The 26,061-nt window shown below is 66.3% G+C and carries 19 protein-coding genes and 2 tRNA genes; 11 read left to right on the top strand and 10 right to left on the bottom strand.

Annotated features, from left to right (window positions below):
- Window positions 1-44: 44 nt before the first annotated feature.
- The 4 genes from C7416_RS16205 (at window position 45) to C7416_RS16190 (ending at window position 5,070) form a co-directional block, all read left to right on the top strand.
- Window positions 45-1,313 (top strand): glycerate kinase type-2 family protein, encoded by a 1,269-nt coding sequence (locus C7416_RS16205; RefSeq protein WP_181461251.1) that lies wholly within the window; start codon window positions 45-47, stop codon window positions 1,311-1,313.
- A 13-nt stretch (window positions 1,314-1,326) separates the two neighbouring features.
- On the top strand, window positions 1,327-2,745 hold the full coding sequence (gene pyk / locus C7416_RS16200) for a pyruvate kinase (RefSeq protein WP_111519839.1): 1,419 nt from the start codon (window positions 1,327-1,329) through the stop codon (window positions 2,743-2,745).
- Window positions 2,746-2,906: 161 nt separating this feature from the next.
- Window positions 2,907-3,893 (top strand): Bug family tripartite tricarboxylate transporter substrate binding protein, encoded by a 987-nt coding sequence (locus C7416_RS16195; RefSeq protein WP_111519838.1) that lies wholly within the window; start codon window positions 2,907-2,909, stop codon window positions 3,891-3,893.
- 79 nt (window positions 3,894-3,972) lie between these two features.
- Window positions 3,973-5,070, top strand: a complete 1,098-nt coding sequence (locus tag C7416_RS16190; protein ID WP_111519837.1) for an enolase C-terminal domain-like protein — start codon at window positions 3,973-3,975, stop codon at window positions 5,068-5,070.
- Window positions 5,071-5,173: 103 nt separating this feature from the next.
- Here the strand turns inward: C7416_RS16190 and C7416_RS16185 are convergent.
- From C7416_RS16185 to mnmC, 6 genes are all read right to left on the bottom strand, one after another.
- A tRNA-Val gene (locus C7416_RS16185) sits at window positions 5,174-5,249 on the bottom strand.
- A gap of 190 nt (window positions 5,250-5,439) precedes the next feature.
- Window positions 5,440-7,851, bottom strand: coding sequence for an endopeptidase La (gene lon, locus C7416_RS16180; protein ID WP_062799032.1), 2,412 nt, complete (start codon window positions 7,849-7,851; stop codon window positions 5,440-5,442).
- Window positions 7,852-8,106: 255 nt separating this feature from the next.
- Window positions 8,107-9,384 carry an ATP-dependent Clp protease ATP-binding subunit ClpX gene (clpX, locus tag C7416_RS16175; protein ID WP_012352668.1) on the bottom strand — a complete coding sequence of 426 codons (1,278 nt, stop codon included), beginning with the start codon at window positions 9,382-9,384 and terminating at the stop codon, window positions 8,107-8,109.
- Between the two features lie 252 nt (window positions 9,385-9,636).
- Window positions 9,637-10,287 carry an ATP-dependent Clp endopeptidase proteolytic subunit ClpP gene (gene clpP / locus C7416_RS16170; protein WP_011615108.1) on the bottom strand — a complete coding sequence of 217 codons (651 nt, stop codon included), beginning with the start codon at window positions 10,285-10,287 and terminating at the stop codon, window positions 9,637-9,639.
- Window positions 10,288-10,386: 99 nt separating this feature from the next.
- Entirely contained in the window at window positions 10,387-11,742 is a 1,356-nt protein-coding gene (gene tig / locus C7416_RS16165) for a trigger factor (protein ID WP_111519836.1), read from the bottom strand.
- A gap of 231 nt (window positions 11,743-11,973) precedes the next feature.
- Window positions 11,974-13,947 carry a bifunctional tRNA (5-methylaminomethyl-2-thiouridine)(34)-methyltransferase MnmC2/FAD-dependent 5-carboxymethylaminomethyl-2-thiouridine(34) oxidoreductase MnmC1 gene (gene mnmC / locus C7416_RS16160; protein WP_111519835.1) on the bottom strand — a complete coding sequence of 658 codons (1,974 nt, stop codon included), beginning with the start codon at window positions 13,945-13,947 and terminating at the stop codon, window positions 11,974-11,976.
- Window positions 13,948-14,121: 174 nt separating this feature from the next.
- Here mnmC and C7416_RS16155 point away from each other — a divergent pair, with 174 nt between their 5' ends.
- Window positions 14,122-14,979, top strand: a complete 858-nt coding sequence (locus C7416_RS16155; protein WP_111519834.1) for a 23S rRNA (adenine(2030)-N(6))-methyltransferase RlmJ — start codon at window positions 14,122-14,124, stop codon at window positions 14,977-14,979.
- Here C7416_RS16155 and C7416_RS16150 read toward each other — a convergent pair.
- Window positions 14,954-15,322, bottom strand: a complete 369-nt coding sequence (locus C7416_RS16150) for a VanZ family protein (RefSeq protein ID WP_111519833.1) — start codon at window positions 15,320-15,322, stop codon at window positions 14,954-14,956. The genes C7416_RS16155 and C7416_RS16150 overlap by 26 nt on opposite strands.
- Before the next feature lie 243 nt (window positions 15,323-15,565).
- On the opposite strand from C7416_RS16150, the gene C7416_RS16145 reads away from it, so the two are divergent.
- Window positions 15,566-15,652 (top strand) — tRNA-Leu (locus tag C7416_RS16145).
- A 264-nt stretch (window positions 15,653-15,916) separates the two neighbouring features.
- Window positions 15,917-16,357, top strand: coding sequence for a hypothetical protein (locus C7416_RS16140; protein WP_111519832.1), 441 nt, complete (start codon window positions 15,917-15,919; stop codon window positions 16,355-16,357).
- Between the two features lie 42 nt (window positions 16,358-16,399).
- Here C7416_RS16140 and C7416_RS16135 read toward each other — a convergent pair whose 3' ends face one another.
- Window positions 16,400-19,513 (bottom strand): efflux RND transporter permease subunit, encoded by a 3,114-nt coding sequence (locus C7416_RS16135; RefSeq protein WP_111519831.1) that lies wholly within the window; start codon window positions 19,511-19,513, stop codon window positions 16,400-16,402.
- A 4-nt stretch (window positions 19,514-19,517) separates the two neighbouring features.
- The gene (locus C7416_RS16130) at window positions 19,518-20,732 is read right to left on the bottom strand and encodes an efflux RND transporter periplasmic adaptor subunit (protein ID WP_111519830.1); all 1,215 of its coding nucleotides are present in this window, start codon (window positions 20,730-20,732) and stop codon (window positions 19,518-19,520) included.
- 422 nt (window positions 20,733-21,154) lie between these two features.
- Between C7416_RS16130 and hpnD the strand changes: the two genes are divergently transcribed.
- Together hpnD and C7416_RS16120 are read left to right on the top strand one after the other, a co-directional pair.
- A complete protein-coding gene (hpnD, locus tag C7416_RS16125; RefSeq protein WP_111519829.1) occupies window positions 21,155-21,991 on the top strand; it encodes a presqualene diphosphate synthase HpnD in 837 nt (278 codons plus the stop codon).
- A 49-nt stretch (window positions 21,992-22,040) separates the two neighbouring features.
- The gene (locus tag C7416_RS16120) at window positions 22,041-23,303 is read left to right on the top strand and encodes a Zn-dependent hydrolase (protein ID WP_111519828.1); all 1,263 of its coding nucleotides are present in this window, start codon (window positions 22,041-22,043) and stop codon (window positions 23,301-23,303) included.
- On the opposite strand, the gene C7416_RS16115 is transcribed toward C7416_RS16120, so the two are convergent.
- Window positions 23,300-23,647 (bottom strand): hypothetical protein, encoded by a 348-nt coding sequence (locus C7416_RS16115; RefSeq protein WP_111519827.1) that lies wholly within the window; start codon window positions 23,645-23,647, stop codon window positions 23,300-23,302. The genes C7416_RS16120 and C7416_RS16115 overlap by 4 nt on opposite strands.
- A 300-nt stretch (window positions 23,648-23,947) precedes the next feature.
- On the opposite strand from C7416_RS16115, the gene ompR reads away from it, so the two are divergent.
- Both ompR and C7416_RS16105 read left to right on the top strand, forming a co-directional pair.
- A complete protein-coding gene (ompR, locus tag C7416_RS16110; RefSeq protein WP_010810107.1) occupies window positions 23,948-24,670 on the top strand; it encodes an osmolarity response regulator transcription factor OmpR in 723 nt (240 codons plus the stop codon).
- A 24-nt stretch (window positions 24,671-24,694) separates the two neighbouring features.
- Window positions 24,695-26,044 carry an ATP-binding protein gene (locus tag C7416_RS16105; RefSeq protein WP_018004459.1) on the top strand — a complete coding sequence of 450 codons (1,350 nt, stop codon included), beginning with the start codon at window positions 24,695-24,697 and terminating at the stop codon, window positions 26,042-26,044.
- Window positions 26,045-26,061: the final 17 nt, after the last annotated feature.

Here is a 26,061-nt window from a genome sequence, read left to right as displayed (position 1 = left end):
CCGAAGCCCACTCCCATTTGCTCCATTAGATTTCCAACATGATCATGAATGCGGATCAGGCACGCGGCTTGCTGCGCGGAATGTTCGATGCTGCGATTGCAGCCGCACAGCCATCCTGCACGTTGGCTAAACATATGCCGGAGCGTCCAAAGGGCAGAACCATCGTGATCGGCGCCGGCAAAGCATCGGCCGCCATGGCACAGGCGTTCGAATCGGCCTGCCCGTGGCCAGTCGAAGGTCTCGTCGTCACGCGCTATGGATATGCCGTGCCCTGCAAACACATCGAGATCGTTGAAGCCTCGCATCCCGTACCGGATCGTGCTGGACACAACGCGGCTCGTCGTCTGCTCGAATTGGTATCCAACCTCACTGAAGACGATCTGGTCGTATGCCTGATTTCCGGAGGCGGCTCCTCACTATTGCCGCTGCCGCTTGCGGGCGTATCCCTGGAAGATAAGCAGGCCATTAATCGCGCGCTATTAAAGTCAGGCGCCACCATCACCGAGATGAACTGCGTGCGTCGCCATCTTTCGGCGATCAAGGGCGGCCGCTTGGCGGCGGCTTGTCGCCCGGCTCCTGTTTTCAACCTGTTGCTCTCCGATGTACCCGGCGACGACCCGATTGACATCGCTTCAGGGCCCACCGTCGCCGATCCCACCACGTGCGAGGACGCGCTCGGCATTATCCGGCGTTATGGGATCGAAGTGCCTGAACACGTCATGGCGGTGCTCGCCACGGAGTCGGCAGAAACCATCAAGCCAGACAGCCCGCAATTGCCGAACCTCCATACCACCATGGTTGCCACGCCACGTATGGCATTGGAGGCTGCCGCCAAGGTGGCCCGTGACGCCGGGATACCAGTCCACATGCTGGGCGACGCGATTGAGGGCGAGTCGCGCGACGTCGGTCTCGTACTGGGCGCCATTGCACTGGAAGCCGCGAATCATCAACGGCCTTTCCGGCCGCCCTGCATATTGCTCTCTGGCGGCGAAACCACCGTGACGGTTCGAGGCACGGGGCGCGGCGGACGCAATGTCGAGTTCCTTCTGTCACTCGCGCTTACGTTGCATGGGCATCCGACTATCTACGCGCTTGCCGGCGATACCGACGGGGTCGATGGACAAGAGGAAATTGCCGGTGCGGTCATTACGCCAGACACCTTGCAACGCGCGAGAGCACTCGGGATGCGTCCCAAGGATGCGCTCAACAACAACGATGGCCATGGATTTTTTGAGGCACTGGGCGACTCCGTGGTGACCGGCCCTACCCTGACCAACGTCAACGATTTCCGCGCGATCCTGATCGCATACTAAAAGGCACGAGAACATGAGACGCCAACGCAATGCAAAGATCGTAGCTACCCTCGGCCCGGCAAGCACGTCCGCCGAGACCATCGATGCGCTGCTCGAGGCAGGCGCGGACGTATTTCGTCTGAACTTCAGCCACGGCACGCATGACGACCACAAGCAGCGTCTCGCTACGATCCGAGAGGTAGAACAGCGGCGCAGGCGCCCCGTCGGCGTATTGCTCGATCTCCAAGGTCCCAAACTGCGCATCGGCACGTTTGCCGAGGGGCCAATTCAACTCTCCGCCCAGGCAAAATTCCGACTCGACCTGGACCAGAACGTGCCGGGAACCAGCGAGCGCGTGAGTCTGCCCCACCCTGAAATCTTTGCAGCACTGCAAGAGGGAACGGAACTGCTTCTGGATGACGGCAAGCTCCGACTGCGCGTGGATCGATGCGGCTCCGACTTTGCAGAAATGACCGTCATCAATGGTGGCACGCTGTCCGACCGCAAGGGCGTAAATGTGCCTGGTGTCGTCCTGCCGCTGTCCGCCATGACAGAAAAGGACCGCCGTGATCTCGACTTTGGCCTGACGCTGGGCGTCGACTGGATTGCCCTGTCCTTCGTGCAGCGTCCCGAAGATATTCAGGAAATCAAGGATATCGTGCAGAACCGTGCCGGCATCGTCGCGAAGCTGGAGAAGCCTGCGGCCATACACAGCCTCGAGGCAATCGTGGCCGAGTCGGACGCAGTGATGGTGGCACGCGGTGATCTCGGTGTCGAAATGCCAGCCGAACAAGTGCCGTCGTTGCAAAAGAAGATCGTGCGTGCGTGCCGCAAGGCCGGCAAGCCGGTCATCGTCGCCACGCAGATGCTTGAGTCGATGATCTCCTCGCCCGTTCCGACGCGCGCGGAAGCTTCCGACGTGGCTACCGCCATCTATGATGGCGTGGATGCCGTGATGTTGTCGGCGGAGTCGGCCTCGGGGCGCTTCCCAGTTGAAGCCGTCAGGATGATGGACAGCATCATCACCCGAACCGAGTCAGACCCGCTCTACCACGATGCCATCCAGGCATCGCACACCCCGCCGCGGGCCGAGTCTGCCGACGCTATCGGCTATGCGGTACGCCATATTGCCGGCCTGCTGAAAGTACCAGCGACCGTCGCATATACCAGTTCAGGCTACTCCGCCCTCCGCATGGCTCGTGAGCGTCCGGAAGTTCCCATCCTCGGCATGACTCCGCGTATGGCAACGGCGCGCCGTCTGGCGCTGGCGTGGGGGGTGCACGCAGTGCTTTGCCACGAAGTGGTTGACGTGTTGGAAATGACGGATCTCGCCAGCCGCACCGTGCGTAACGAAGGCTTCGGTGAAAGCGGTCAATCGATCGTGATCTCCGCCGGCCTCCCGTTCACGGTGGCTGGCACTACTAATCTACTGCGCATCGCGCAAGTTTCCTGAGGAAGCATCGTGTCAGTGATTCGAGACGTCCGTGGTTATGACGTTCTACCGTCTGTTGGTCATCGAGGCGGAACTAGGCTGCGCTGCGACATTGGACGCACTGCCTTTGCGGCCTTGAAGTAAATCTGTTCTTTCGCAAACACTATTAGAGGAGACACATCATGCGTAAGTCACAGTTCGTAAAAGGTACCGTCGGCGCTTTCCTGGCAGTGGCCGGTCTTGGCATTGGCACACTTGCTGTGGCTCAGACCTGGCCGACCAAGCCCATTAGCCTGGTCGTTCCGTTTCCCTCGGGGGGCACGACCGATATTCTGGCGCGCGCGTTGGGGGATCAACTGTCGAAGAATCTCGGGCAACCGGTGATCGTTGAAAACCGTCCAGGTGCCGGCGCCACTGTCGGGGCGGACTATGTCGCCAAGGCGAAGCCGGACGGTTATACCCTGCTGATGGGCGCTGTCCATCATACGATTGCCACCAGCGTGTACAAGAAGCTGCCCTACAGCTTCGAAAGAGATTTCGCGCCGGTCTCGACGCTGGCCATGGTCCCCAACGTACTGGTGATCAACAGTGCCAAGACACCGGCCAAGAACGTGGCGGACCTCGTCGCGCTCGCAAAGAAGGCCTCGCCCGAGATGTCTTACGGATCGAACGGCAATGGAACGGCCCAGCACCTGATTGGAACCCAGTTCCAGAAAGCGACGGGCGCGCAGCTGCTCCATGTACCGTACAAGGGCAGCGGCCCCCTGACCACCGATCTGCTGGGCGGCCAGGTCAGCATGTCGTTCGACACGCTGACGACCGTGCTGCCGCACATTAAGGGTGGCAAGCTGACGGCCCTAGCCGTTACCACGGCAAAGCGCTCCTCAGCCCTGCCGAACGTGCCGACGATGGAAGAAGCAGACCTGAAGGGTTTTGATATCGGTACCTGGTTCGGCGTGCTCGCACCGGCCGCCACACCGAAACCGATCATCACGCGCCTCAACGCAGAAATCGTCAAGATCGTCGGCTCCCCGGACTTCCAGCAACGACTGCTTGCCGCAGGTGCGGAACCAATGTCCAGCACACCGGACGCCTTCGGCAAACGCGTCAATGACGAGACGGCGAAGTTTGCTACCCTGGTGAAGGAAGGCAAGGTAACGATCGAGTAAGCCCGCGCGCTTTGGCCCTTCATCTCGACGCGCGTCCGGCGTCCCGGCGTGACCGCACAGATGTCAGGGAGGTGCCGCCATGGAATTCGAACCCCTCACTTACCAAAGCGTTGAGGTCCGTGCGGTTCTCATTCCGTTAAATCGACCCATCATTTCGAAGGTCGGCGCATTCGACCAGTGGCCGCTGATCCTGGTCGATCTTCACACCCGGGAAGGTATTGTCGGTCGCAGTTATCTTGAGCCATATCTGCTACAGGCGCCGAGGTACATCGTGCCTGCGATCCGGGATCTTGCAGCATCACGGACCGGTAGCAGGATCGCACCGCTGGATGACTTCCAGAACGCCAGGGGTTCAACGCATCTGCTGGGCTACGAAGGCATCACGATGATCGCCATCGCAGGGCTCGACATGGCCGCCTGGGATGCGCTCGGCAAGGCCGCAGGCCTGCCTCTGGCCGCATTGCTTGGCGGAACAGTGGGCAAGGTGCAGGCGTACAACAGTAACGGGCTGTGGTTGAGCCACGTGGACGGCCTTGCCGAAGAAGCGGGTTCGCTTGTTGCAGAGGGAGCATTCAGCGCGCTAAAGCTGCGGCTGGGCCGCGAAAAGCTGCAAGACGACCTTGATGCCCTCCGCGCGGTGCGCGAAGCGGCTGGCGACGACATCAAGCTAATGGTGGATTTCAACCAGGGCTTGTCGCTTGATGACGGTCTGCGCCGCTGCCATGCCCTCGACAACGAGCGGCTGTACTGGTTCGAGGAGCCCCTCGCCTACAACAACACCAGCGGCCATGCGCGCCTGGCCCGCGAGATCAAGACGCCGATCCAGCTTGGCGAGAACTTCTATGGTCCGCGCGAGTTATTGAAGGCAGTGCAGGCCGAGGCGTGTGACTGCGTCATGCTGGACATGATGCGGATCGGCGGCGTGTCGGGGTGGCTGCGGTCTGCGCCGATCGCTTCGGCGGCGGGAATCCCTGTCTCCACGCATCTGTATCCGGAAGTCTGCGCACATCTGATGCGCATCACCGAAACGGCGCACTGGCTGGAATGGCAGGACTGGGCCTATCCGGTGCTGAAGGAGCCTTTTGCGCTTGCAGATGGACAACTGGTAGTGCCGGACAGGCCCGGCGTTGGCATCGAGTGGGACGAGAGCGTGGTGAAGCGGTTTCAGTACGACTAAGGCTGCCGAGCAGGGGCTGGCGCAGGTGGCGCTGGCGCGTTGAAACAGGCATAAAAAAAGGACCCAGATTGCTCTAAGTCCTTGATTCTTGCTGGTGGAGCGGTGGTGGGTGCTGAGGGGTTCGAACCCCCGACCTACGCCTTGTAAGGGCGCCGCTCTACCAACTGAGCTAAGCACCCGCTCGACCATCGCAGGCTGTCTGCCTGCAACTTGCTGAACGCTCCGCACCTCGCGGCAGATGCCGTGGTTTGCGTTGCGAGGGCGCAAGTTTAATACATCCGATTTCGGTTTGCCAAGGCCCGCGCGGACAAAAAAACGCCGCCGGGCATCGCTGCCCTGCGGCGTTTCGTTCATGCGGCGAAGGCGTCGTCAGTGGTGCAGACGCTCGACCTTGGCGGTGGCCTTGTCGGCCACCTCGGCGGGCTTGGCGTCCTCTTCCGGCAGCGCCTCGGGCTTGCGCTCGAGCGCCAGTTCCAGCACCTTGTCGATCCAGCGCACCGGCACGATCTCGATAGCGTTCTTGACGTTGTCCGGGATCTCGGCCAGGTCCTTGACGTTTTCCTCGGGGATCAGCACCAGCTTGATGCCGCCGCGGTGGGCTGCCAGCAGCTTCTCCTTGAGGCCGCCGATCGGCAGCACCTCGCCGCGCAGCGTGATCTCGCCGGTCATGGCGACATCCGCGCGCACCGGGATGCCGGTCAGCACCGACACCAGCGCCGTGGTCATGGCACCGCCCGCAGACGGGCCGTCCTTGGGCGTGGCGCCTTCGGGCACGTGGATGTGGATGTCGCGCTTCTCGAACATCTCATCCGTGATGCCCAGCCGACGTGCCCGCGAACGCACCACCGAGCGCGCGGCCTCGACCGACTCCTTCATCACATCGCCCAGCGAACCGGTACGGGTGATGTTGCCCTTGCCCGGCATGATCGCGGCTTCGATGGTCAGCAGGTCGCCGCCCACCTCGGTCCACGCCAAGCCAGTCACCTGGCCGACCTGGTTTTCCTTGCCGGCCAGGCCGAAGTCGTACTTGCGCACGCCCAGGAACTTGTCGAGGTTATCGGAATCGACCTTGATCGTGCCCGACTCCTTCTTCAGCAGCAGCAGCTTGACCGCCTTGCGGGCAATCTTGGACACCTCGCGCTCGAGCGAACGCACACCGGCTTCGCGCGTGTAGTAGCGGATGATGTCGCGGATCGCCGCATCGGTGACCTCGATCTCGCCCGGCTTCAGACCATTGTTCTTGATCTGCTTCGGCAGCAGGTATCGCGTGGCGATGTTGAGCTTCTCTTCCTCGGTGTAACCCGACAGGCGGATCACTTCCATACGGTCGAGCAGCGGCGGCGGAATGTTCAGCGAGTTCGACGTCGCCACGAACATCACGTCGGACAGGTCGAAGTCGACCTCGATGTAGTGGTCCTGGAACGTGTGGTTCTGTTCCGGGTCCAGCACCTCGAGCAGCGCCGACGACGGATCGCCGCGGAAATCCTGGCCCATCTTGTCGATCTCGTCGAGCAGGAAGAGCGGATTGCGCACGCCGACCTTCGACAGGCTCTGCAGGATCTTGCCCGGCATCGACCCGATGTAGGTCCGGCGGTGGCCGCGGATCTCGGCCTCGTCACGCACGCCACCCAGTGCCATGCGCACGAACTTGCGGTTCGTCGCGCGCGCCACCGACTGGCCGAGCGAGGTCTTGCCCACGCCGGGAGGCCCGACCAGGCAGAGGATGGGGGCCTTCACCTTGTCCACGCGCTGTTGCACCGCGAGGTACTCGAGAATGCGTTCCTTGACCTTCTCGAGGCCGTAGTGGTCTTCATCCAGCACGCGCTCGGCGTTGGCGAGGTCGTTGTTGACCTTGCTCTTCTTGCGCCACGGCAGGTTCACCAGCGTGTCGATGTAGTTGCGCACGACGGTGGCCTCGGCCGACATCGGCGACATCAGCTTGAGCTTCTTGAATTCGGCGTCGGCCTTCTTCTTGGCTTCCTTCGGCATGCGCGCAGCCTTGATGCGCTTGTCGAGCTCTTCCAGGTCGGCGCCTTCTTCGCCCTCGCCCAGTTCCTTCTGGATGGCCTTGACCTGCTCGTTCAGGTAGTACTCGCGCTGGCTCTTCTCCATCTGGCGCTTGACGCGGCCACGGATGCGCTTTTCGACCTGCAGGATGTCGATCTCGCCCTCGAGCTGCGACAGCAGGCTTTCCAGGCGCTCGGTCACATTGACCATCTCCAGGATCTTCTGCTTCTGCTCGAGCTTGATCGGCAGGTGCGCGGCGATGGTATCCGCCAGGCGCCCGGCCTCGTCGATGCCCGACAGCGAGGTCAGGATCTCGGGCGGGATCTTCTTGTTGAGCTTCACGTACTGGTCGAACTGCGACACGATCGCGCGGCGCAGGGCCTCGGTCTCGGCGCTTTCGCCAGGTGCGGGCGGCACGGGTACGGCTTCGCACATGAAGTGCGAATCGTCCTCGCTCACCTCGCGGATGTTTGCGCGCTGGGTGCCCTCGACCAGCACCTTCACGGTACCGTCGGGCAGCTTCAGCATTTGCAGGATATTGGCGATGCAGCCGACCTCGTACAGGTCGTCGGCGGTCGGCTCGTCCTTGGCCGCCGTCTTCTGGGCTACGAGCATGATGCTCTTGCCCGCCTCCATCGCAGTCTCAAGCGCCTTGATGGACTTTGGGCGTCCCACGAACAGCGGGATCACCATGTGCGGAAACACCACCACGTCGCGCAGCGGCAACAGTGGGAGGCGAATCGGCTCGGCCGGGAGGAGTTGTGTTCCGGACATCATTTTCCCCAAGTCAGTCATTTAAGGCGTAAATTGGGCCGCCCGAATCGATTACAAGATACGTGCCAATCGATTCATCAAGGCAGGCAGATGCCGCTACCTGCACTTGGTGGCCCCTCTGAAACAGCATACCCGCGTTTCCTCCCTCTCGTCGGTAGAAATAAACAAAAAAAGCCGCTCGCTTCTACGCGAACGGCCTTTTCCGCCCTGCTGCCGGTGTGGTGCCGACCTCTGACCACTCTGGCAGGCCTCGCGTCAGTTAGACCCTGCCACCTTGGGCTGCTGCTCTTCGTACATCAGCAGCGGCGGTGCATCGCCGTTGATCGTATTTTCATCGATCACCACCTTTTGCACGCCCTTGTAATTAGGCAAGTCATACATGACGTCCATCAGCGACTGCTCCAGGATCGAGCGCAGCCCGCGGGCACCGGTCTTGCGGCGGATCGCCTTGCGCGCGATGGCGCTCAGCGCACCCGGGCGGATTTCGAGCTCGACGCCTTCCATCGCCAGCAGCTTCTGGTATTGCTTGACCAGCGCATTCTTGGGCTCGACCAGGATCTGCATCAGCGCGGCCTCGTCCAGCTTGGCCAGCGTCGCCACCACCGGCAGGCGGCCGATCAGCTCGGGAATCAGGCCGAACTTGATCAGGTCTTCCGGCTCGGTCTGCGGCAGCACTTCGCTGACGTCGCGCTCTTCCTTGCTCTTGACCTGCGCGGCAAAGCCGATGCCGGTCTTGTCCGAGCGCTGCATGATGACCTTCTCCAGGCCATCGAAGGCGCCGCCGCAGATGAACAGGATGTTGGTCGTGTCCACCTGCAGGAAGTCCTGGTTCGGATGCTTGCGGCCACCCTGCGGCGGCACCGATGCCATGGTGCCTTCGATCAGCTTGAGCAGGGCCTGCTGCACGCCTTCGCCCGACACGTCGCGGGTAATCGACGGGTTGTCCGACTTGCGCGAGATCTTGTCGATCTCGTCGATGTAGACAATGCCGCGCTGCGCCTTCTCGACTTCGTAATTGCAGTTCTGCAGCAGCTTCTGGATGATGTTCTCGACGTCCTCGCCCACGTAGCCGGCTTCGGTCAGCGTGGTCGCGTCGGCGATCACGAACGGAACGTTGAGCAGGCGCGCCAGCGTCTGCGCGAGCAGCGTCTTGCCCGAGCCGGTGGGCCCGATCAGCAGGATGTTGCTCTTGGACAGCTCGACGTCATCCTTCTTGCCGAGGTGCTTGAGGCGCTTGTAGTGGTTGTAGACCGCCACGGCCAGAATCTTCTTGGCCTGTTCCTGGCCGATCACATACTGGTCCAGGCTTTCGCGGATCTCGTGGGGCGTGGGCAGGTCGGAGCGAGCGGCCGCGGCGGCGTCTTTCTCGGATGCCGTGGCCTCGTCGCGAATGATCTCGTTGCACAGGTCGATGCATTCGTCGCAAATGAACACCGACGGGCCGGCAATCAGCTTCTTGACCTCATGCTGGCTTTTGCCGCAGAAGGAGCAGTACAGAAGCTTTTCGCTGGATGAACCTTTTTTGTCCGCCATAGGAATCAGTCACTTTTGCAGTGCGCACACCGCGGGGCGACAGGCTCCTCGGCGATACGCTTCAAACGCATCATACGCCAAAACAATTGGCACCACCGGCGGTTCCCCCCGGCTGTGGGGCCAAGGCCCCGTTTCACAGGTTCCGATGCAAAAAACGAGGCACGGGGCCTCGTTCCGGTGTAGCCTTCGCCATTTGAGCCCAGCCGGTGTGGCCGGCCGCCGTCGCACCAGGGGCCACGGCGGCGCGCCGCATCAGCCGCGGCGGGCGAGCACCTTGTCGATCAGGCCGTAGTCGACGGCCTGGTCGCCGCTCATGAAGTTGTCGCGATCGGTGTCGCGCGCAATCTTCTCGACCGGCTGGCCGGTCACTTCCGACAGGATGGTGTTGAGCCGCTCGCGCAGGTACAGGATCTCGCGCGCCTGGATCTCGATATCCGAGGCCTGGCCGCGCGCGCCGCCCAGCGGCTGGTGGATCATGATGCGCGAGTTGGGCAGCGCCGAACGCTTGCCCTTGGCACCCGCCGCCAGCAGGAAGGCGCCCATGCTTGCAGCCATGCCCATGCACAGCGTCGACACGTCCGGCTTGATGAACTGCATGGTGTCGTAGATGGCCAGCCCCGCCGACACCGAACCGCCCGGCGAATTGATGTACAGGGACACGTCCTTGTCGGGGTTCTCGCTTTCCAGGAACAGCAGCTGTGCCACCACCAGGTTGGCGGTCTGGTCGTTGACCTCGCCCACCATGAACACCACGCGCTCCTTCAGCAGGCGCGAGTAGATGTCATAGGCGCGCTCGCCCCGGCCGGACTGCTCGACGACCATCGGCACCAGCCCCAGGCCCTGGGTTTCCAGTGCCGAAGCCTGCGTGGTGGCGAGACGGTCAAGCAAATCATTGCGGGTCATGCATGTTCTCCATGGATTCGTCGGATCGCAAGGCAATCCGGGTAACTCGGGAAGTCCCTGCCCCGCACCGTGGCGCGGGGCTGCCGGTCACTTCCGGCCTCAGGCCTGCTGCTGGTTGCCTTCGGCGGTGAGTTCCTCGAAGGACACCTTCTTGTCGGTGACCTTGGCCTTGCCGCACACGAAATTTACCACGTTGTTTTCGAGCACGTAGGCTTCCATTTCGGCCAGGCGCTGCTGGTCGCCGTAGTACCAGCGCATGACTTCCTTCGGGTCCTCGTAGCTCTTGGCGAAGTCCTCGATCTCGGCCTTGATCTGGTCGGCCTTGGCTTCCAGGCCGTTGGCCTTGACGATCTCGGCCAGGATCAGGCCCAGCTTGACGCGGCGCTCGGCCTGCTGCGCGAACATCTCGGCCGGGATCGGCATGTCCTTGGCGTTGGGCATGCCACGCTGTTCCAGGTCGCGGCGGGCCATTTCCACCAGGCGCTCCTGGTCCTGCTCGATCAGGGCCTTGGGCACGTCCAGCTCGCTCGCCTTCAGCAGCGCTTCCATGACCTGGTCCTTCAGCATGGCGTGCGTGCGGCGCTTCACTTCGCGCTCGAGGTTCTCGCGGATGTCGGCGCGCATCTTGTCGACGCTGCCGTCGGCGATGCCCAGCGACTTGGCGAAGGCTTCATTCACATCCGGCAGGTGGGCCCACTCGATCTTCTTCAGGGTCACGGTGAATTCGGCGGTCTTGCCGGCCACTTCCTTGCCGTGGTAGTCGGCCGGGAAGGCCAGCGGGAAGGTCTTGCTTTCGCCGACCTTCAGGCCCAGCGCGGCCTGCTCGAACTCGGGCAGCATGCGGCCTTCGCCCAGCACGAACGGGAAGTCCTCGGCCTTGCCGCCGGCGAACTCTTCGCCGTCGATCTTGCCGACGAAGTCCAGCGTCACGCGGTCGCCGTTCTGGGCGCTGACGTCGGCACCGCCGTCGCCATGCTCGCCGGCTTCGCCGCGGGCGTGGTAGTGCACGCGCTGCTTGCGCAGGATGTCGATGGTCTTGTCGACTTCGGCGTCGGTGATCTCGGTGCTGGTGCGGGTGACTTCGGCAGCCGACAGGTCGCCGATGGTCACTTCGGGGTAGACCTCGAAGGTGGCGTCGAACGCCACTTCATCCTCGCCCACGCCTTCGTTCTTGATCTCGAACTTGGGCTGGCCGGCAACCTTGACGTCCTGTTCCTTGGTGATGTCGAAGAACTTGCGCGCGGCCTTGTCGAAGCGGACTTCGAACTCGACCTGCTGGCCGTACTGCTTCTCGACCATCTTCATCGGCACCTTGCCCGGACGGAAGCCCGACATCTTCACGGTCTTCGACAGGCGAACCAGGCGCTCCTGCTTTTCCTTTTCCACTTCGGCCTTGGGGATGGCCAGGGTCACCTTGCGGTCCAGCTTGCCGAGGTTCTCAATCACGTTCGACATGGTCGTAGATCCAATCCAGAAATGTAGTTGTGTTCGTAGGTGCTGCCGTCTTGTACGCGTACCGCCCGCTTTACCGCCACGGCGCCGTCACCACAAGGACGGCCGGGGCAGCGCACCGGCGAACGGAAAGCTCCGCGCAAACGGAAAACGGGGATTATCGCACGGTTTTGATTCGCTTCCGGCAGATTTTGCCCGGAACGCACCGCAACCCCGCGGTCCGGGCGCGCCGCGCTACGCTGCCTGCCCATGGCGCAGCGCGCGCAGCAGCAGGCGTGCCGGATCCACCGCATCGGCCAGGTCTGACTCCAGCGGCAGCGGCTCGCCTTCGATCTGGCTGGCCAGCAGTTCCGCGCCCAGCGCGGCCCAGGTAAGCCCGCGCGAGGCATAGGCCAGCGTCGCAAAAAGCCCGGGCAGGCGCGGCAGGTCGCGCAGGTGCGCGCCGCGCAGCGATGCCGCCTGCGCCACCGCCGCAGCCTCGTCGGGCACTTGCCCGATCAGCGGCAGCCGGTTGTGCGTGACCGTGCGCACGCCGACATAGCCCGACAACGTGGCGGTATCGAGCGAGGCTACCGCGCCGGCCTGACCCGGCAGCAGGCCGGCCAGCCGGGCCAGGTTGGCGGCGTGGACCGCCGGCTGCTCCACCAGCGGGCCGGTGTCCTCGTCATAGCTTGAGCCGACGCGGCCGCTGCCATCGGCGGCACGCGGCAACAGGTAGCCCGCGCCGGTCACCACGCAGTCGGGCCAGCTACCGAGCGCATCGACCTGCGCGGCCGCCAGCGTGGTCAGCTGCCCGCGGACGCGGCGCAGGGTCCAGTGTTGCTGCGGCAGCAGTTGCTGCGCCTCATGTGCGTTGGCCAACACCAGCACCGGGGCCGACGCCAGCACGGCGCCGTCCTGCGCAAGTGCCTGCCATTGCCCGTCGACGCGCGCGATCGCGCCGACCCGGCAGCCGAAGCGTGTCGTCACCGCATCGCCGGCACGCGCCAGCTGCGCCGCGCAGATATCCGGCGGCGCGACCCATCCGCCCTGCGCGAACCACAGGCCGCCGCGCGGCACGCCGGCGTGGTGCGCCGCGGCCGCCTCGGCGGCGCTCATCCAGCGCACGAACTCCTGCGGCAAGCCCATGGCGTCCAGCGCGGCGCGCTGGGCCTCGCCTTCGGCCTCGTCCTCGCCGATCTGCAGCACGCCGCAGCCGTGCCAGCCGACCGGATGCCCGGCCTCCGCCAGCGCCGCCCAGGCGCGCAGCGCGTACTGGTTGCCGGCGCGCGACAGCCGCGACAGCAGGCTGTCGTCGGCCGACACATGCGCATGCATGGCCGCGGCACGATGCGCCGAGGTCTGCCGCGCCGGCCCGTCGTGGGCGTCGAACAGGGTCACGCGCCAGCCGCGCGCGGCCAGCCGCTCGGTCACGGCGCAGCCGGCCAGTCCGGCGCCTATCACGATGGCGTGGCGGTCGGACCATTGCCCCGGCAACGGCGGCGCGTGGCGGCGCGATTTCCATTGCGGACGAAAGCGCGCCACGGTCATGTCGCGCTTGCCGCCAAAGCCGGGGACCTTGCCGACCTCGAAGCCGACCTCCTTCAGCCCGCGCCGCACAAAGCCCGCGGCGGTATACGTCGCCAGCGTGGCACCGGGCCGCGCCAGCCGCGCCAGGCCGCGGAACACCGGCGCCGACCACATCTCGGCATTGCGCGCCGGCGAAAAGCCGTCCAGGTAGAAGGCATCGGCCCCGGCGGCCAGCCGCGGCAGCATCGCTTCGGCATCGCCCAGCGCCAGCGTCAGCACCACGCGGCCCTGGTCGAACGCGAGCCGGTGCAGGCCCGGCAGCGCCAGCGGCCATTGCGCCTGCAGCGCCTGCGCCAGTGGCTGCAGCCCGTCCAGGCCGGCATGCAGCTGCGCCAGCCCCTCACGCGTGAACGGATGCTTTTCGATCGAGACGAAATGCAGCGTGCCGCAGCGCTGCGGATCGGCGCGCCACGCCTGCCAGGTCGCCAGGAAATTCAGCCCCTGGCCGAAGCCGGTCTCGACGATGACGAACTGCCGCTTGCCGGCCCACGCCCCGGGCAAGCCATTGCCGCCGAGGAAGACGTGGGCCGCCTGCGCCAGGCCGCCTTCGGTGCTGTGGTAGACGTCGTCGTAGCGGGGCGAATACGGAGTGCCCCCGGCCGACAGGATCGGCTCGGCGGGCTCGAGTGCGCGCGGCATGGATGGAAAACTCTGTGGAAGCGAATTGCCCCGCCCGGAGCACCACGGTCGTGGGAAGGACCAGGAAGAAGGGGCCAGGAAGAGCAACTGGCGCCGGATGGTAGCATAGCGGCCTTGCCGCGGACCGCCTCGCCGTCCGCCTCCGATCTTGCGCCGCCAGGCGCCCTGCTCCACATGCTCAGCTATCGTCACGCCTTCCATGCCGGCAATCACGCCGATGTCCTCAAGCACGCCGTCGTGGTGCAACTGCTGGAGCACCTGACGCAGAAGGACAAGGCGTTCTGGTACATCGACACCCATGCCGGTGCCGGCCTCTATGCGCTGGACCACGCCTACGCGCAGAAGAAGGCCGAATTCGAGACCGGCATCGCCCCGCTATGGCGCGCCGCGGCAAGCGGTTCCCCGCTGCCGCCGATGCTGGACGAATACCTGGACCAGGTACGCGCGCTCAACCCGGACGGCAACCTGCGCCACTACCCGGGCTCGCCCTGGTTGGCCTGGCAGATGCTGCGCGAGCACGACCGCTTGCGGCTGTTCGAATTGCACAGCACCGAGATCCAGGTGCTGCGCGACAACTTCCGCGGCGCCGGGCGCCGCGTGATGCTGTACGACGGCGACGGCTTCGGCGGCATCAAGGCGATCCTGCCGCCGCCGCCGCGGCGCGCGCTGGTGCTGGTCGATCCGTCGTACGAAGACAAACTGGACTACGCGCGCACCGTGCAGACCGTGCGCGACGGGCTGGAGCGTTTTGCCACCGGCGTCTATGCGGTCTGGTACCCGCAGGTGCAGCGGCGCGAAGCGCTGCAGTTGCCGGTGCAGCTGAAGGGCCTGCCGCTCAAGAGCTGGCTGCATGTGACCCTGACGGTCAAGCGCCCGGTCGAGGGCGGGCTGGGCCTGCACGGCAGCGGCATGTTCATCGTCAACCCGCCGTGGCGGCTGCAGGAATCGCTGCAGCAGGCCATGCCGGTGCTGGCCGACCTGCTCGGCCAGGATGACGGCGCCGGCTTCACGCTCGAAGCCGAGGAGCGCTGAGCCGGCGCACCAGCCAGTCCAGCGCCATGGCTGCGGCCACGCCGACCGTGTCGGCGAGCAGGTCGAGCCAGTCGGCCTCGCGGTAGCCGGTCTGCCCCTGCAGCAGCTCGATCACGCCGCCATACGCAACCAGGCCCAGCCATAGCGGCCAACCGCGCGCGGCGTAGGCGCGTGCGCCCAGCAGGCCCAGCAGCGCAAACCCGAGCGCGTGATTGGCCTTGTCCCAGCCGGTGGTTGGCAGCGGCTGCGTCGGCGGCATCAGCGACAGCGCCAGCACGGTGGCGGCGCTGCCCCAGAACAGCAGGCGCCAGCGCAGCGGGGTCAGGGTCGGAACGGCAATCATGGGCGGGACCAAGGTCTGGAAAGCCGACAATATAGCCGCACGCGCCCGCCAGGACGCGCAGTCACGGCGGGGCTGGATTCCCCCCGCGCCTTGCGCTACAATCCGCAACCTCGTTGCACTGCGGGCTGCCGGCGGCAGATCCGGCAAGAAGACGGCAAAGGCGGGCACTTCCAGCCGCCTTTTTTGCTTTCGTCTCCGGCAACGAGCATCGCGGCCGTCCGTCCGGGCAGCGCCGCAAGGACCGCGAGGGTGGCGAAATTGGTAGACGCACCAGGTTTAGGTCCTGACGCCAGCAATGGTGTAGGGGTTCGAGTCCCCTCCCTCGCACCACCCGCCTTCCAAGTGGCGGGCTGACAACCTTCCCCCCAAAAGACTTTGATCGACTTCGATCGGCCATGCGGCAACCGCTGCGTGTCGAAGCAATGACGCGCGCGTTTGCGCCGATTCGAGGCGCTTGCCGCAGGTGGTAGAACACCTGAGTGGCACCGCCTTTCGCGGACCCTTGCGGCGATCTATGCTGAAGATGTCGGAGCCGCCGTGCGCACTATGCAGGGGGTGCCCGGCATGATCACCTCAGCCCTGATCGGAGGGCATATGAAATTCCATGCCTTGCTGTTGGCAGCGTCGATGGCCGCTGGCTGGACATCGTTCGCACAGGCCGCCGGATGCCAGTACGACATGCAGTGCAAAGGTGAGCGGATCTGCCACCACGGGCAATGCGTCTATCCTGAAGTGGACGAGTCCGCCGAAGCAGGCGGTCCACCAAAGTCCGGTGCTGCCTCAGCGTCTGCCACGCCGGCGGCGGAGGTGACCCCGGTGCCGACCACTTCGATCGCCCCGAGCGCTCCGGCCACGATAACCGGCACCACGGTCAGACGCAGCCCCAACCCGCCACCGCCGCGCGGCTGCTGCACCGTGGCCGGCAAGCTGAAGCTGTCGCCGGCGTCGGCGTCGGACACCAGCCTGGCCAGCGGCGATGCCTGCCAGGGGCTGACCGCCTCCGGCAAGCCGGTCCCCGGCACGATCTGCAACTAGGCGCAGGCCTGGTGCAGTGGCGCAGGACCCTGGCGCCGGCCGTCACACGGCCACGGCGCCCGGTCCGTCTTCGGGCCGCCGCACGCGGAACCATGCCGCGTACAGCGCCGGCAGGAACAGCAGCGTCAGCACCGTGGCGATGATCAGTCCGCCCATGATGGCCACCGCCATTGGCCCCCAGAACATCGAGCGCGACAGCGGGATCATCGCCAGCACGGCCGCGGCCGCGGTCAGGATGATCGGGCGGAAGCGGCGCACCGCGGCTTCGACGATGGCGGTCCATTGCGGCACGCCGGCGCGGATGTCCTGCTCGATCTGGTCGACCAGGATCACCGAGTTGCGGATGATCATGCCAAGCAGCGCGGTGATGCCCAGCTGCGCCACGAAGCCCATCGGCGCCCGCAGCAGCAATAGCGTGGCGGCGGCGCCGATCAGCCCGAGCGGGCCGGTCAGGAACACCATGGCCGCGCGCGAGAAGCTGTGGAGCTGCAGCATCAGCAGCGTGAAGATGATGAAGATGCACAGCGGCAGCTGCGCCGCGATCGAGGCCCCGGCCTTGCCGCTTTCCTCTTCCGCGCCGGCCACGGTGATGCGGTAGCCCGGCGGCAGCTGCGCGCGCAGCGCGTCCAGCTTCGGGTTGATCTGCGCGGTGACGGTCGGGCCCTGGATGCCGTCGACCACGTCGGCCTGCACGGTCACGCCGAAGTCGCGGTTCTCGCGCCAGACCACGCCGGGCTCGGCGCGCAGCGCCACGCGCGCCACCTGCGTCAGCGGCACCACGCGCCCGCTGCTGGTCGGCACCAGCATGTTGTTCAGGTCCGAGATCGCGTCGCGCTCGTTGCGTGGCGTGCGCATCAGGATGTCGATCAGCTTGTCGCCGTCGCGGTACTGCCCCACCGGCACGCCGCTCAGCACCGTCTGCGTGACGCGGGCGATGGCCTGCGTGGTCACGCCGAGCGCGCGCGCCTTGTCCTGGTCGATCTCCAGGCGCAGCATCTTGACGTTCTCGTTCCAGTTGTCGTTGACGCCGACGGTGTTGGGGTTGGCGCGCATCTCGGCCTTGACCTGGTCGGCCAGCCGGCGCACCGCGGCGGCGTCCGGTCCGATCACGCGGAACTGCACCGGATAGGCCACCGGCGGGCCGTTTGGCAGCAGCTTGACGCGCCCGCGCAGGTACGGGAACTCGGCATCGAGCAGCTGGATGACGCGGCGCCGCAGCGCGTCGCGCACTTCGGTGCTGGCCGGCATCACGATCACCTGCGCCACGTTGGACTGCGGGAAGATCTGGTCCAGCGGCAGGTAGAAGCGCGGCGCGCCGGTGCCGACGAAGGTGGTCAGGCTGGCGACGTCGCGGTCCTTGCCGATCCGTTGCTCGAAGCGTTTCGCTTCCGTTTCCATCTGGGCGAAGCTGGTGCCTTCCGGCATCCACAGCTCCACCATCAGTTCCGGGCGGCTGGAATCCGGGAAGAACTGCTTCTCGACGAACTTGAAGGCGTAGATGCCCAGCGCGAACGCCACCAGCGTGATCGCGATCACCAGCTTGCGCCAGGTGACGCACCAGTCCACCAGCCGGCGGAAGCGCGCGTAGAACGGCGTGTCGAAGACCTCGTGGGCCTCGCCCGCGCCCGCGCCGCGGGTCTTGAGCAGCAGGTAGCCCAGGTAGGGCGTGAAGTAGACCGCCGCCAGCCACGACAGCACCAGCGCCAGCGCCGTCACCGCGAAGATGGCGAAGGTGTACTCGCCCACGGTCGAACGTGCCAGCCCCACCGGCAGGAAGCCGGCCGCGGTGATCAGCGTGCCGGTCAGCATCGGCATCGCGGTCGAGGTATAGGCAAAGGTGGCGGCCTCCATCTTGGAGAAACCCTCTTCCAGCTTGCGCACCATCATCTCGACCGCGATGATGGCGTCGTCGACCAGCAGCCCCAGCGCCACGATCAGCGCTCCCAGCGAGATCTTGTGCAGGCCGATGCCGAAGATGTTCATGAACAGGAACGTCACCGCCAGCACCAGCGGGATGGTCAGCGCCACCACCAGGCCCGGGCGCACATCGAGCCGCAGCGGCCGCGTGTGCAGCCCAAGCGAGACGAAGCTCACCGCCAGCACGATCACCACCGCCTCGATCAGCACCCGCACGAACTCGCCCACCGAGCGCTGCACCGCCTCGGGCTGGTCCTGCACCTGGTCCATCTCGATGCCCACCGGCAGCTGGCCGCGCAGCCGCTCGAAGGCGCTGCGCAGGTTCTTGCCCAGCTCGATGATGTCGCCGCCCTTCTGCATCGAGATGCCCAGCCCGATCACGTCCTTGCCGTTGAAGCGCATGCGCTGCTGGGTGGGGTCGACATAGCCGCGGTAGACGTGGGCGATGTCGCCCAGGCGGATATTGGCGATGCCGTTGGGCCCGCGCAGCACCAGGTTCTCCAGGTCTGCCACGCTGGCGAACTGGCCCGACAGGCGCACCTGCAGGTTGTCGCTCGGGGTCACCAGCACGCCGCTGCCGGTCAGGTTGTTCTGCTGCGAGATCTGGTCGGCGATGGCGTTGATGTCCAGCCCCAGCTGGGCAAAGCGTGCCTGGTTGAATTCGATGTAGACCTTCTCGTCCTGCAGCCCGATCAGAGAGACCTTGGCCACCGACGGCACGCGCAGCAGTTCCTGGCGCACCAGGTCGGCATATTCGCGCAGCTCCTTGTAATTGAAGCCATCGGCCGAGAGCGCGTAGATGGTGCCGTAGACGTCGCCGAACTCGTCGTTGAAGAACGGCCCGCGCACGCCGGCCGGCAGGGTCTGCTGGATGTCGCCGATCTTCTTGCGCACGGTGTACCAGACCTGCGCGGTCTCCTTCGCCGGCGAGGTGTCCTTGAGCTGGAAGATCACCGTGGTCTCGCCAGGCTTGGAAAAGCTGCGGATCTTGTCCGCATACGGCACTTCCTGCAGCTGGCGCTCGATCTTGTCGGTGACCTGGACCGCGATCTGCTCGGCGGTGGCGCCGGGCCAGAAGGCCTGCACCACCATCACGCGGAAGGTAAACGGCGGGTCCTCGTCCTGGCCGAGCTGGAAGAATGCCAGCAGGCCGCCGAGCAGCAGCACCACCAGCAGGTAGCGGGTCAGGGGCTGGTGTTCGAGCGCCCAGCGCGACAGGTTGAAGCGGGAATGGTCCATCCGCTCACCCCTGCTTCGGGGTGGCGGCCGCCGCCGACGCTGGCGCAACCGTCTGCAGCGGTCGCACCTTCTGCCCCGGGCGCAGCAGGTGCACGCCCGCGGTGACGATGGTCTGGCCCGGCGCCAGGCCCTGGCGCACTTCGATCTCATTGCCGAAGGCTTCGCCCAGCGTCACCGCCACCGGCTTGACCGTGCCCGACGCGGCGTCGTAGACCCAGACCATGTCGCGGCCCTGCTCCTGCAGCAGCGCGGTCAGCGGCACGCGCAGCGCCGGCGCGGCGCCGTTGCGCACGAAGGTCACCACCGCGGTCATGCCAAGCTGGAGGTCCGCGGGCGGGTTGGGCACGCTCACGCGCGTGGCGTAGGTGCGCGTGACCGGGTCGGCCGCGGCGGCGATCTCGCGCACGCGGCCGGGCAGCGCACGCTGCGGCTCGGCCCAGGTATGGACGGTCACGTCGGTCAGCCCGCGCAGCAGGCCGACCTGGTCCTCGGGCAGGCCGATGGCGACTTCCTTCTCGGCCGTCTGCGCCACCCGCACCACCGACTGGCCGGCGCTGACTACCTGGCCCACCTCGGCGTCGATCGCGGTGACCACGCCGTCGGCGTCGGCATGCAGCACGGCATAGGCGGTCTGGTTGGACTGGCTGCGCAGCCCTGCCTGCGCCTGGCGCAGCCGCGCTTCGGCGGCATCGAAGCTGGCCTGGCGCCGCTGCTGCTCGGCGGCGCTGATAAAGCCCTTGGCGAACAGGTCGTTGTAGCGCTTCAGGTCGGCCGCAGCAAGGTCGCGGTCGGTGCGGGCGGCCTCGAACTGCGCGCGCGACCCGGCTTCGGCCAGCGACAGGTCGGCCGGGTCCAGCCGAGCCAGCGGCTGGCCCTTGCTGACCACGGCGCCGACATCCACCAGCCGCGCGGCGATCTTGCCGCCGACGCGGAAACCCAGCCGCGACTCCACGCGCGGGCGCACGTCGCCGGAAAACTCGAAGATGGTCTTGCCGCTGTGCGGGCTGAGCTGCATCATGCGCACCGGGCGGATCTCCGGCGCGGGCTCGGGCGCCTTGCCGCAACCGGCCAGGGCCAGGACCAGCGCACCGGCCAGCGACAGCGCCGCCACGGCCGTGCCGCGGCCGGGGCGCCTGGCCTGCCGGTGCGGCGCGGTGACGACGGGGGTGACCGGGATATCTGCAGCCGCAACTTCCGGCAGTTGGCAAAGCACTGGCATCGGTAGGCAACGAGTCGGAATGGGTACAACTGCTGGGCGGGCCGCGCTCCACCATGGTTCACGCCGCCGATCGGGCAGGCAGAGGTGGCAGCGTGACGGTGACCGGCGGGTGGCCGGCGGGTGGCCGGACGCCGGCACGGGCGCTAAATAACTTGCCGGTCAGTAATATAACGACCGCCCCGGGGTGCGTCAAACGGCAGGCGACGAAACGTCTGGAAGGAAGCTTCAGCGGCGCTACAGGCGGGCGAACCGCGCCGGACGCGCCCGGGCCAGCCGGGCCGCGGTGCTACAATCCGGCGCGCCGGCGGCGCACCGCGACGCGACCGACCCCCATCGGCCTGGCACCTCCGCTTGTCCGGTGATTTGCCGCGATTTGCCGCGGTTCCCCAGCGGTTTCCACATTTCTTCGACCCGAGACCGGCGTGACGCCCGATCAGTATTGCCAAGAGAAAGTCGCCCAGAGCGGCTCGAGCTTCTATTACAGCTTCCTGTTCCTGCCGGCCGAGCGCCGCCGCGCGATCACCGCGCTGTACGCGTGGTGCCGCGAAGTCGACGACGTGGTCGACGACACCCATGACGCCGGCCTGGCGCACCAGCAGCTCGACTGGTGGCGTGCCGAACTGCGCCGCCTGTTCGACGGCGCGCCGACCCACCCCACCACCCAGGCCCTGCAGCCGCATGTCGCCAGCGCCGGCCTGAGCCAGGCCGAGATGGCCGAGGTGCTGGAAGGCATGGAAATGGACCTGACCCAGACCCGCTACCTGGACGAGGCCGGCCTGGCGCGCTACTGCCACTGCGTCGCCGGCGTGGTCGGCACGCTGAGCGCGCGCCTGTTCGGCTACACCGATCCGCAGACGCTGGTGTTTGCCGAAAAGCTGGGCCAGTCGCTGCAGCTGGTCAATATCCTGCGCGATGTCGGCGAGGACGCCCGGCGCGGGCGCATCTACCTGCCGGTCAATACGCTGCAGCAATTCCAGGTGCCGGCTTCCGAGATCCTCAAGGGCGAGCATTCCGGCCGCTTTGTCGCGCTGATGCAATACCACGCCGGCCGGGCCCGCGCGCTGTACCATGAGGCGCTGGCGCTGCTGCCGCGGCAGGACCGCCGCGCCCAGCGCGCCGGCCTGCTGATGGGCGCGATCTATCACGCGCTGCTGGACGAACTCGAAGCCAGCCAGTTCCAGGTGCTGAACCAGCGCATCGCGCTGACGCCGCTGCGCAAGCTGTGGATCGCCTGGAAGACGTGGGTGCGCAACAGCTAGCGCGCCGAGCACGCCGCCTTTCCCGACCACTGCCACCAGCCGTACCGCCATGACGCAGACCTCCGACTCCCTCGGCGACACCATCCTCGCCCATGCCGACGAACTCGCCCGTTTCTCCGACATGGAGGGCGGCCTGACCTGCGCCTACCTGACGCCGGCCCACCGCGCCGCACAGGCCCTGCTGGCGAAATGGATGGAGGCCGCCGGCATGCAGGTGCGCATCGATGCCATCGGCAATGTGATCGGCCGCTATGCCGCCGATCCGGCGGTCGGCGACGCGCGCGTGCTGCTGACCGGCTCGCATTTCGACACCGTGCGCAATGGCGGACGCTATGACGGCCGGCTTGGCATCCTGCTGCCGATCGCCGTGATCGGCGCGCTCAACCAGGCCGGCATCCGCCTGCCCTATCACGTCGACGTGGTGGCCTTCGCCGAGGAAGAAGGCCTGCGCTTCAAGACCAGCTTCCTGGCCAGCAGCGTGCTGGCCGGCCGCTTCGACGCCGCGCTGCTCGAACGCCAGGACGCCGACGGCATCACCCTGCGCGAAGCGCTGGCGGCATCCGGCCTGCCCGGCGCCGGCGAGCTGCAGGCGCTGCGCGACGCGGCGCTCGACCCGGCCTCGCTGCTGGGCTTTGTCGAAGTGCATATCGAACAGGGTCCGGTGCTGCTGCACCATGGTCTGCCGCTGGGCGTGGTCACGCAGATCGCCGGCAGCAGCCGTTTCTCGGTGCGCGTCGAAGGCCTGGCCAGCCACGCCGGCACCACGCCCATGGGCATGCGCCGCGATGCCGCGGCGGGCGCGGCCGAGATGATCCTGCTGGTGGAGCAGCGCTGCGCGGCGGCGCCGACGCTGGTCGGCACCGTGGGCCAGTTGCAGGTGCCGGACGGCTCGAGCAATGTCATCCCCGCGGCCTGCACCTTCTCGATGGATATTCGCGCCGGCGAGGACGCCATCCGCGAGGCCGCCATCGCAGACATCGTCGCCGGCATCGCGCAGATTGCCGAACGCCGCGGCCTGAGCGCGCAGGTGGAGCGCGTGCCGCCGGTCAACAACGCGCCGTGCGCGCGCTGGCTGATGGATCAGTTCGGGGCGGTGCTGAAGAAGCGCGGCCTGCAGGCGTTCGAGCTGCCGTCCGGGGCCGGCCATGACGCCATGATGATGCAGCGTGTCACCGACGTGGCGATGCTGTTCGTGCGCTGCGGCAACGGCGGCATCAGCCACAACCCGCTGGAAACCATCACCGCAGACGATGCGCAGCTGGCCGCGGAGGTCTTCGTGGATTTCCTGCGCCACTTCCAGCCGCGCGGCTAGCCGCCCTGGTAGATGTCGCGTCCGAAGTCGTAGAGGTTCTTGCGTAGCCGGCGGCGTTCGTCCGGCGACAGTCGCGAGCCGCCGCGTTCCTCGCCGCGCCGGCGCTCGGCCTCGCGCTGTTCGGCGCGGTGGCGCTCGGCACGGGCGCGCGCTTCGCGCTGGCTGTTGCCCGGATCGCTCGCCTGCGCCGACGGGTAGCGCTTGAGCAGGTTGGCCATACCCGCCGATTGCGCCAGCGCCGTCCCGCCCGGCATGCCCAGCGCCAGCACGGCCAGCGCCAGCGCAAGGCATGCGCCGGCGATACCATGCTGCGGATGCCCGTGCCGGGTTCGGTTCACTTTCATTGATAATGGCGGTTTGGCTTCGCGAAAAGGCAGTGGTTGGACTGCCCTGAAGCCCGGAATTCCGGTACCCCGTCCGGCCCGCGCCCTCTGCAAGCATTGCGCCAGCGGGCGCTGGACGGGCTGGCGGAAGCCGTGGATCGTCCGGCGAAAATGCGTGGAAAACTGCCGCGCACGGCGCCGAAATGGACGGATTGCGCAGTGTAATCGCACGATTGATGCACACTGCCATACCACGGGGTAAAGTATGTAACGTTTTGTTAAGCCATTTTGAGCGAAAGCGATAGTCGCTAAGATACCGCCATGGAAAATACCAGCCACAAGATTCTTGTCGTCGACGATGACCCGCGTCTGCGCGATCTGCTGCGCCGCTATCTGGGCGAACAGGGTTTTACCGTGCTGGTGGCGGAGAACGCCACCGCGATGAACAAGCTCTGGCTGCGCGAGCGTTTCGACCTGCTGGTGCTGGACCTGATGATGCCCGGCGAAGACGGCCTGTCGATCTGCCGCCGGCTGCGCGGCGCCAACGACCAGACCCCGATCATCATGCTCACCGCCAAGGGCGAGGACGTGGACCGCATCGTCGGCCTGGAAATGGGCGCCGACGACTATCTGCCCAAGCCTTTCAACCCGCGCGAGCTGATCGCGCGCATCCACGCGGTGCTGCGCCGCAAGGGGCCGGCCGAAGTGCCCGGCGCCCCGTCGGAAACGCCCGAGACCTTCGCCTTCGGCGACTTCGTGCTGAACCTGGCCACGCGCACGCTGACCAAGAACGACGAGGAAATCACGCTGACCACCGGCGAGTTCTCGGTGCTGAAGGTGTTCGCGCGCCATCCGCGCCAGCCGCTGTCGCGCGAAAAGCTGATGGAAATGGCGCGCGGCCGCGAATATGAAGTGTTCGACCGCAGCCTGGACGTGCAGATCTCGCGCCTGCGCAAGCTGATCGAGCCGGACCCCAGCAACCCCCGTTTCATCCAGACGGTGTGGGGCCTGGGCTACGTCTTCATTCCCGATGGCGTGAAATAACCGATTGCGGCCGCTGTTCCTATCGTGGCGACCGTAATCGGCCGTACCGCAACGCGGTTCTTTGGTTCGCTGTTCTGGCGGACCTTCATGCTGATCGCCCTGCTGCTGGCCATCTCGCTGGGCATCTGGTTCCAGAGCTACCGGCTGTTCGAACGCGCCCCGCGCGCGCAGCAGATCGCCATGCAGGTGGTCAGCGTGGTCAAGCTGACGCGCGCCGCACTGCTCTATTCCGATCCCGCGCGGCGCCGCTTCCTGCTGCTGGACCTGGTGCAGAACGAAGGCATCAAGGTCTATCCGCGTGAGAAGGACGACGACTTCGCCGCGCCCACCGCCAATCCGTTCCTGACCTCGCTGGTGCAGCAGGAGATCCGCAGCCGCCTGGGCGAGGACACCGTACTGGCCACCACCGTCAACGACATTCCCGGCGTGTGGGTCAGCTTCGAGATCGAGGGTGACGACTACTGGGTGGCGATCAGCCCGGAGCGCTTCGAGCGCGTGCCCGGCATCCAGTGGCTGTGGTGGAGCATCGCCGCGCTGCTGCTGTCGATCATCGGCGCGGCCTTTATCACCGCGCGCGTCAACTACCCGCTCAAGCGGCTGGCCAATGCCGCGCGCGCCATCGGCGCCGGCGGCGATCCGCCGCCGCTGCCCGAGCACGGCGCCAGCGAAGTGGCGCTGGCCAACCACAGCTTCAACCAGATGGTGCGCGACCTGCGCCAGCTCGACGACGACCGCGTGGTGATGCTGGCCGGCATCTCGCATGACCTGCGCACGCCGCTGACGCGGCTGCGACTGGAAACCGAGATGTCGCCGATGGACGGCACCACGCGCGACGCCATGATCGCCGACATCGAGCAGATGGACGCCATCATCGGCCAGTTCCTCAACTACGCGCGCCCGCCGCTCGAGACGGTCGAGCCGGTCGACCTGTCGGCGCTGGTGCACGATGCCGTCGGCGTCTATGCCGCGCACGACGACGTGCGCGTGCATGTGCGCGCCAACGAGCCGGTGATGGCGGTGGCCAACCGCATGGAGGTGCAGCGCATCCTCGACAACCTGGTCGAGAACGCGCGCCGCTATGCCAAGGACGAGCAGACCGGCATGGCGGTGGTGGAAATCTCCACGCGCGTCGACGACAAGGAAGCGGTGCTGACCGTGGCCGACCACGGCAACGGCGTGCCCGACGGCCAGCTGTCGCTGCTGACGCGGCCGTTCTACCGGCTTGATGCCGCGCGCAGCGAGGCCAAGGGCGCGGGGCTGGGCATGTCGATCGTCAACCGCATCATGCAGCGCAACGGCGGCCGGCTGCTGCTGGCCAACCGCGCCGCGCCGGCCACCGGCCTGGTGGTCAGCGCCTGCTTCCGGCGCGCCTGAGCGGCGCGGCTCAGGCG

The organism is Cupriavidus phytorum (assembly GCF_003254285.1).
In the GTDB taxonomy this organism is placed as follows: Bacteria; Pseudomonadota; Gammaproteobacteria; order Burkholderiales; family Burkholderiaceae; genus Cupriavidus; species Cupriavidus phytorum.
Note: the sequence above shows the minus strand (reverse complement) of the source record. Positions and strands in the feature narration are given on the sequence as shown.

Excerpts from the sequence above, each read along its gene's own strand:
- C7416_RS16205 (WP_181461251.1), top strand. The coding sequence starts at position 45 with ATGAATGCGGATCAGGCACGCGGCTTGCTGCGCGGAATGTTCGATGCT.
- pyk (WP_111519839.1), top strand. The coding sequence starts at position 1,327 with ATGAGACGCCAACGCAATGCAAAGATCGTAGCTACCCTCGGCCCGGCA.
- C7416_RS16195 (WP_111519838.1), top strand. The coding sequence starts at position 2,907 with ATGCGTAAGTCACAGTTCGTAAAAGGTACCGTCGGCGCTTTCCTGGCA.
- C7416_RS16190 (WP_111519837.1), top strand. The coding sequence starts at position 3,973 with ATGGAATTCGAACCCCTCACTTACCAAAGCGTTGAGGTCCGTGCGGTT.
- lon (WP_062799032.1), bottom strand. The coding sequence starts at position 7,851 with ATGTCCGGAACACAACTCCTCCCGGCCGAGCCGATTCGCCTCCCACTG.
- clpX (WP_012352668.1), bottom strand. The coding sequence starts at position 9,384 with ATGGCGGACAAAAAAGGTTCATCCAGCGAAAAGCTTCTGTACTGCTCC.
- clpP (WP_011615108.1), bottom strand. The coding sequence starts at position 10,287 with ATGACCCGCAATGATTTGCTTGACCGTCTCGCCACCACGCAGGCTTCG.
- tig (WP_111519836.1), bottom strand. The coding sequence starts at position 11,742 with ATGTCGAACGTGATTGAGAACCTCGGCAAGCTGGACCGCAAGGTGACC.
- mnmC (WP_111519835.1), bottom strand. The coding sequence starts at position 13,947 with ATGCCGCGCGCACTCGAGCCCGCCGAGCCGATCCTGTCGGCCGGGGGC.
- C7416_RS16155 (WP_111519834.1), top strand. The coding sequence starts at position 14,122 with ATGCTCAGCTATCGTCACGCCTTCCATGCCGGCAATCACGCCGATGTC.
- C7416_RS16150 (WP_111519833.1), bottom strand. The coding sequence starts at position 15,322 with ATGATTGCCGTTCCGACCCTGACCCCGCTGCGCTGGCGCCTGCTGTTC.
- C7416_RS16140 (WP_111519832.1), top strand. The coding sequence starts at position 15,917 with ATGAAATTCCATGCCTTGCTGTTGGCAGCGTCGATGGCCGCTGGCTGG.
- C7416_RS16135 (WP_111519831.1), bottom strand. The coding sequence starts at position 19,513 with ATGGACCATTCCCGCTTCAACCTGTCGCGCTGGGCGCTCGAACACCAG.
- C7416_RS16130 (WP_111519830.1), bottom strand. The coding sequence starts at position 20,732 with ATGCCAGTGCTTTGCCAACTGCCGGAAGTTGCGGCTGCAGATATCCCG.
- C7416_RS16120 (WP_111519828.1), top strand. The coding sequence starts at position 22,041 with ATGACGCAGACCTCCGACTCCCTCGGCGACACCATCCTCGCCCATGCC.
- C7416_RS16115 (WP_111519827.1), bottom strand. The coding sequence starts at position 23,647 with ATGAAAGTGAACCGAACCCGGCACGGGCATCCGCAGCATGGTATCGCC.
- ompR (WP_010810107.1), top strand. The coding sequence starts at position 23,948 with ATGGAAAATACCAGCCACAAGATTCTTGTCGTCGACGATGACCCGCGT.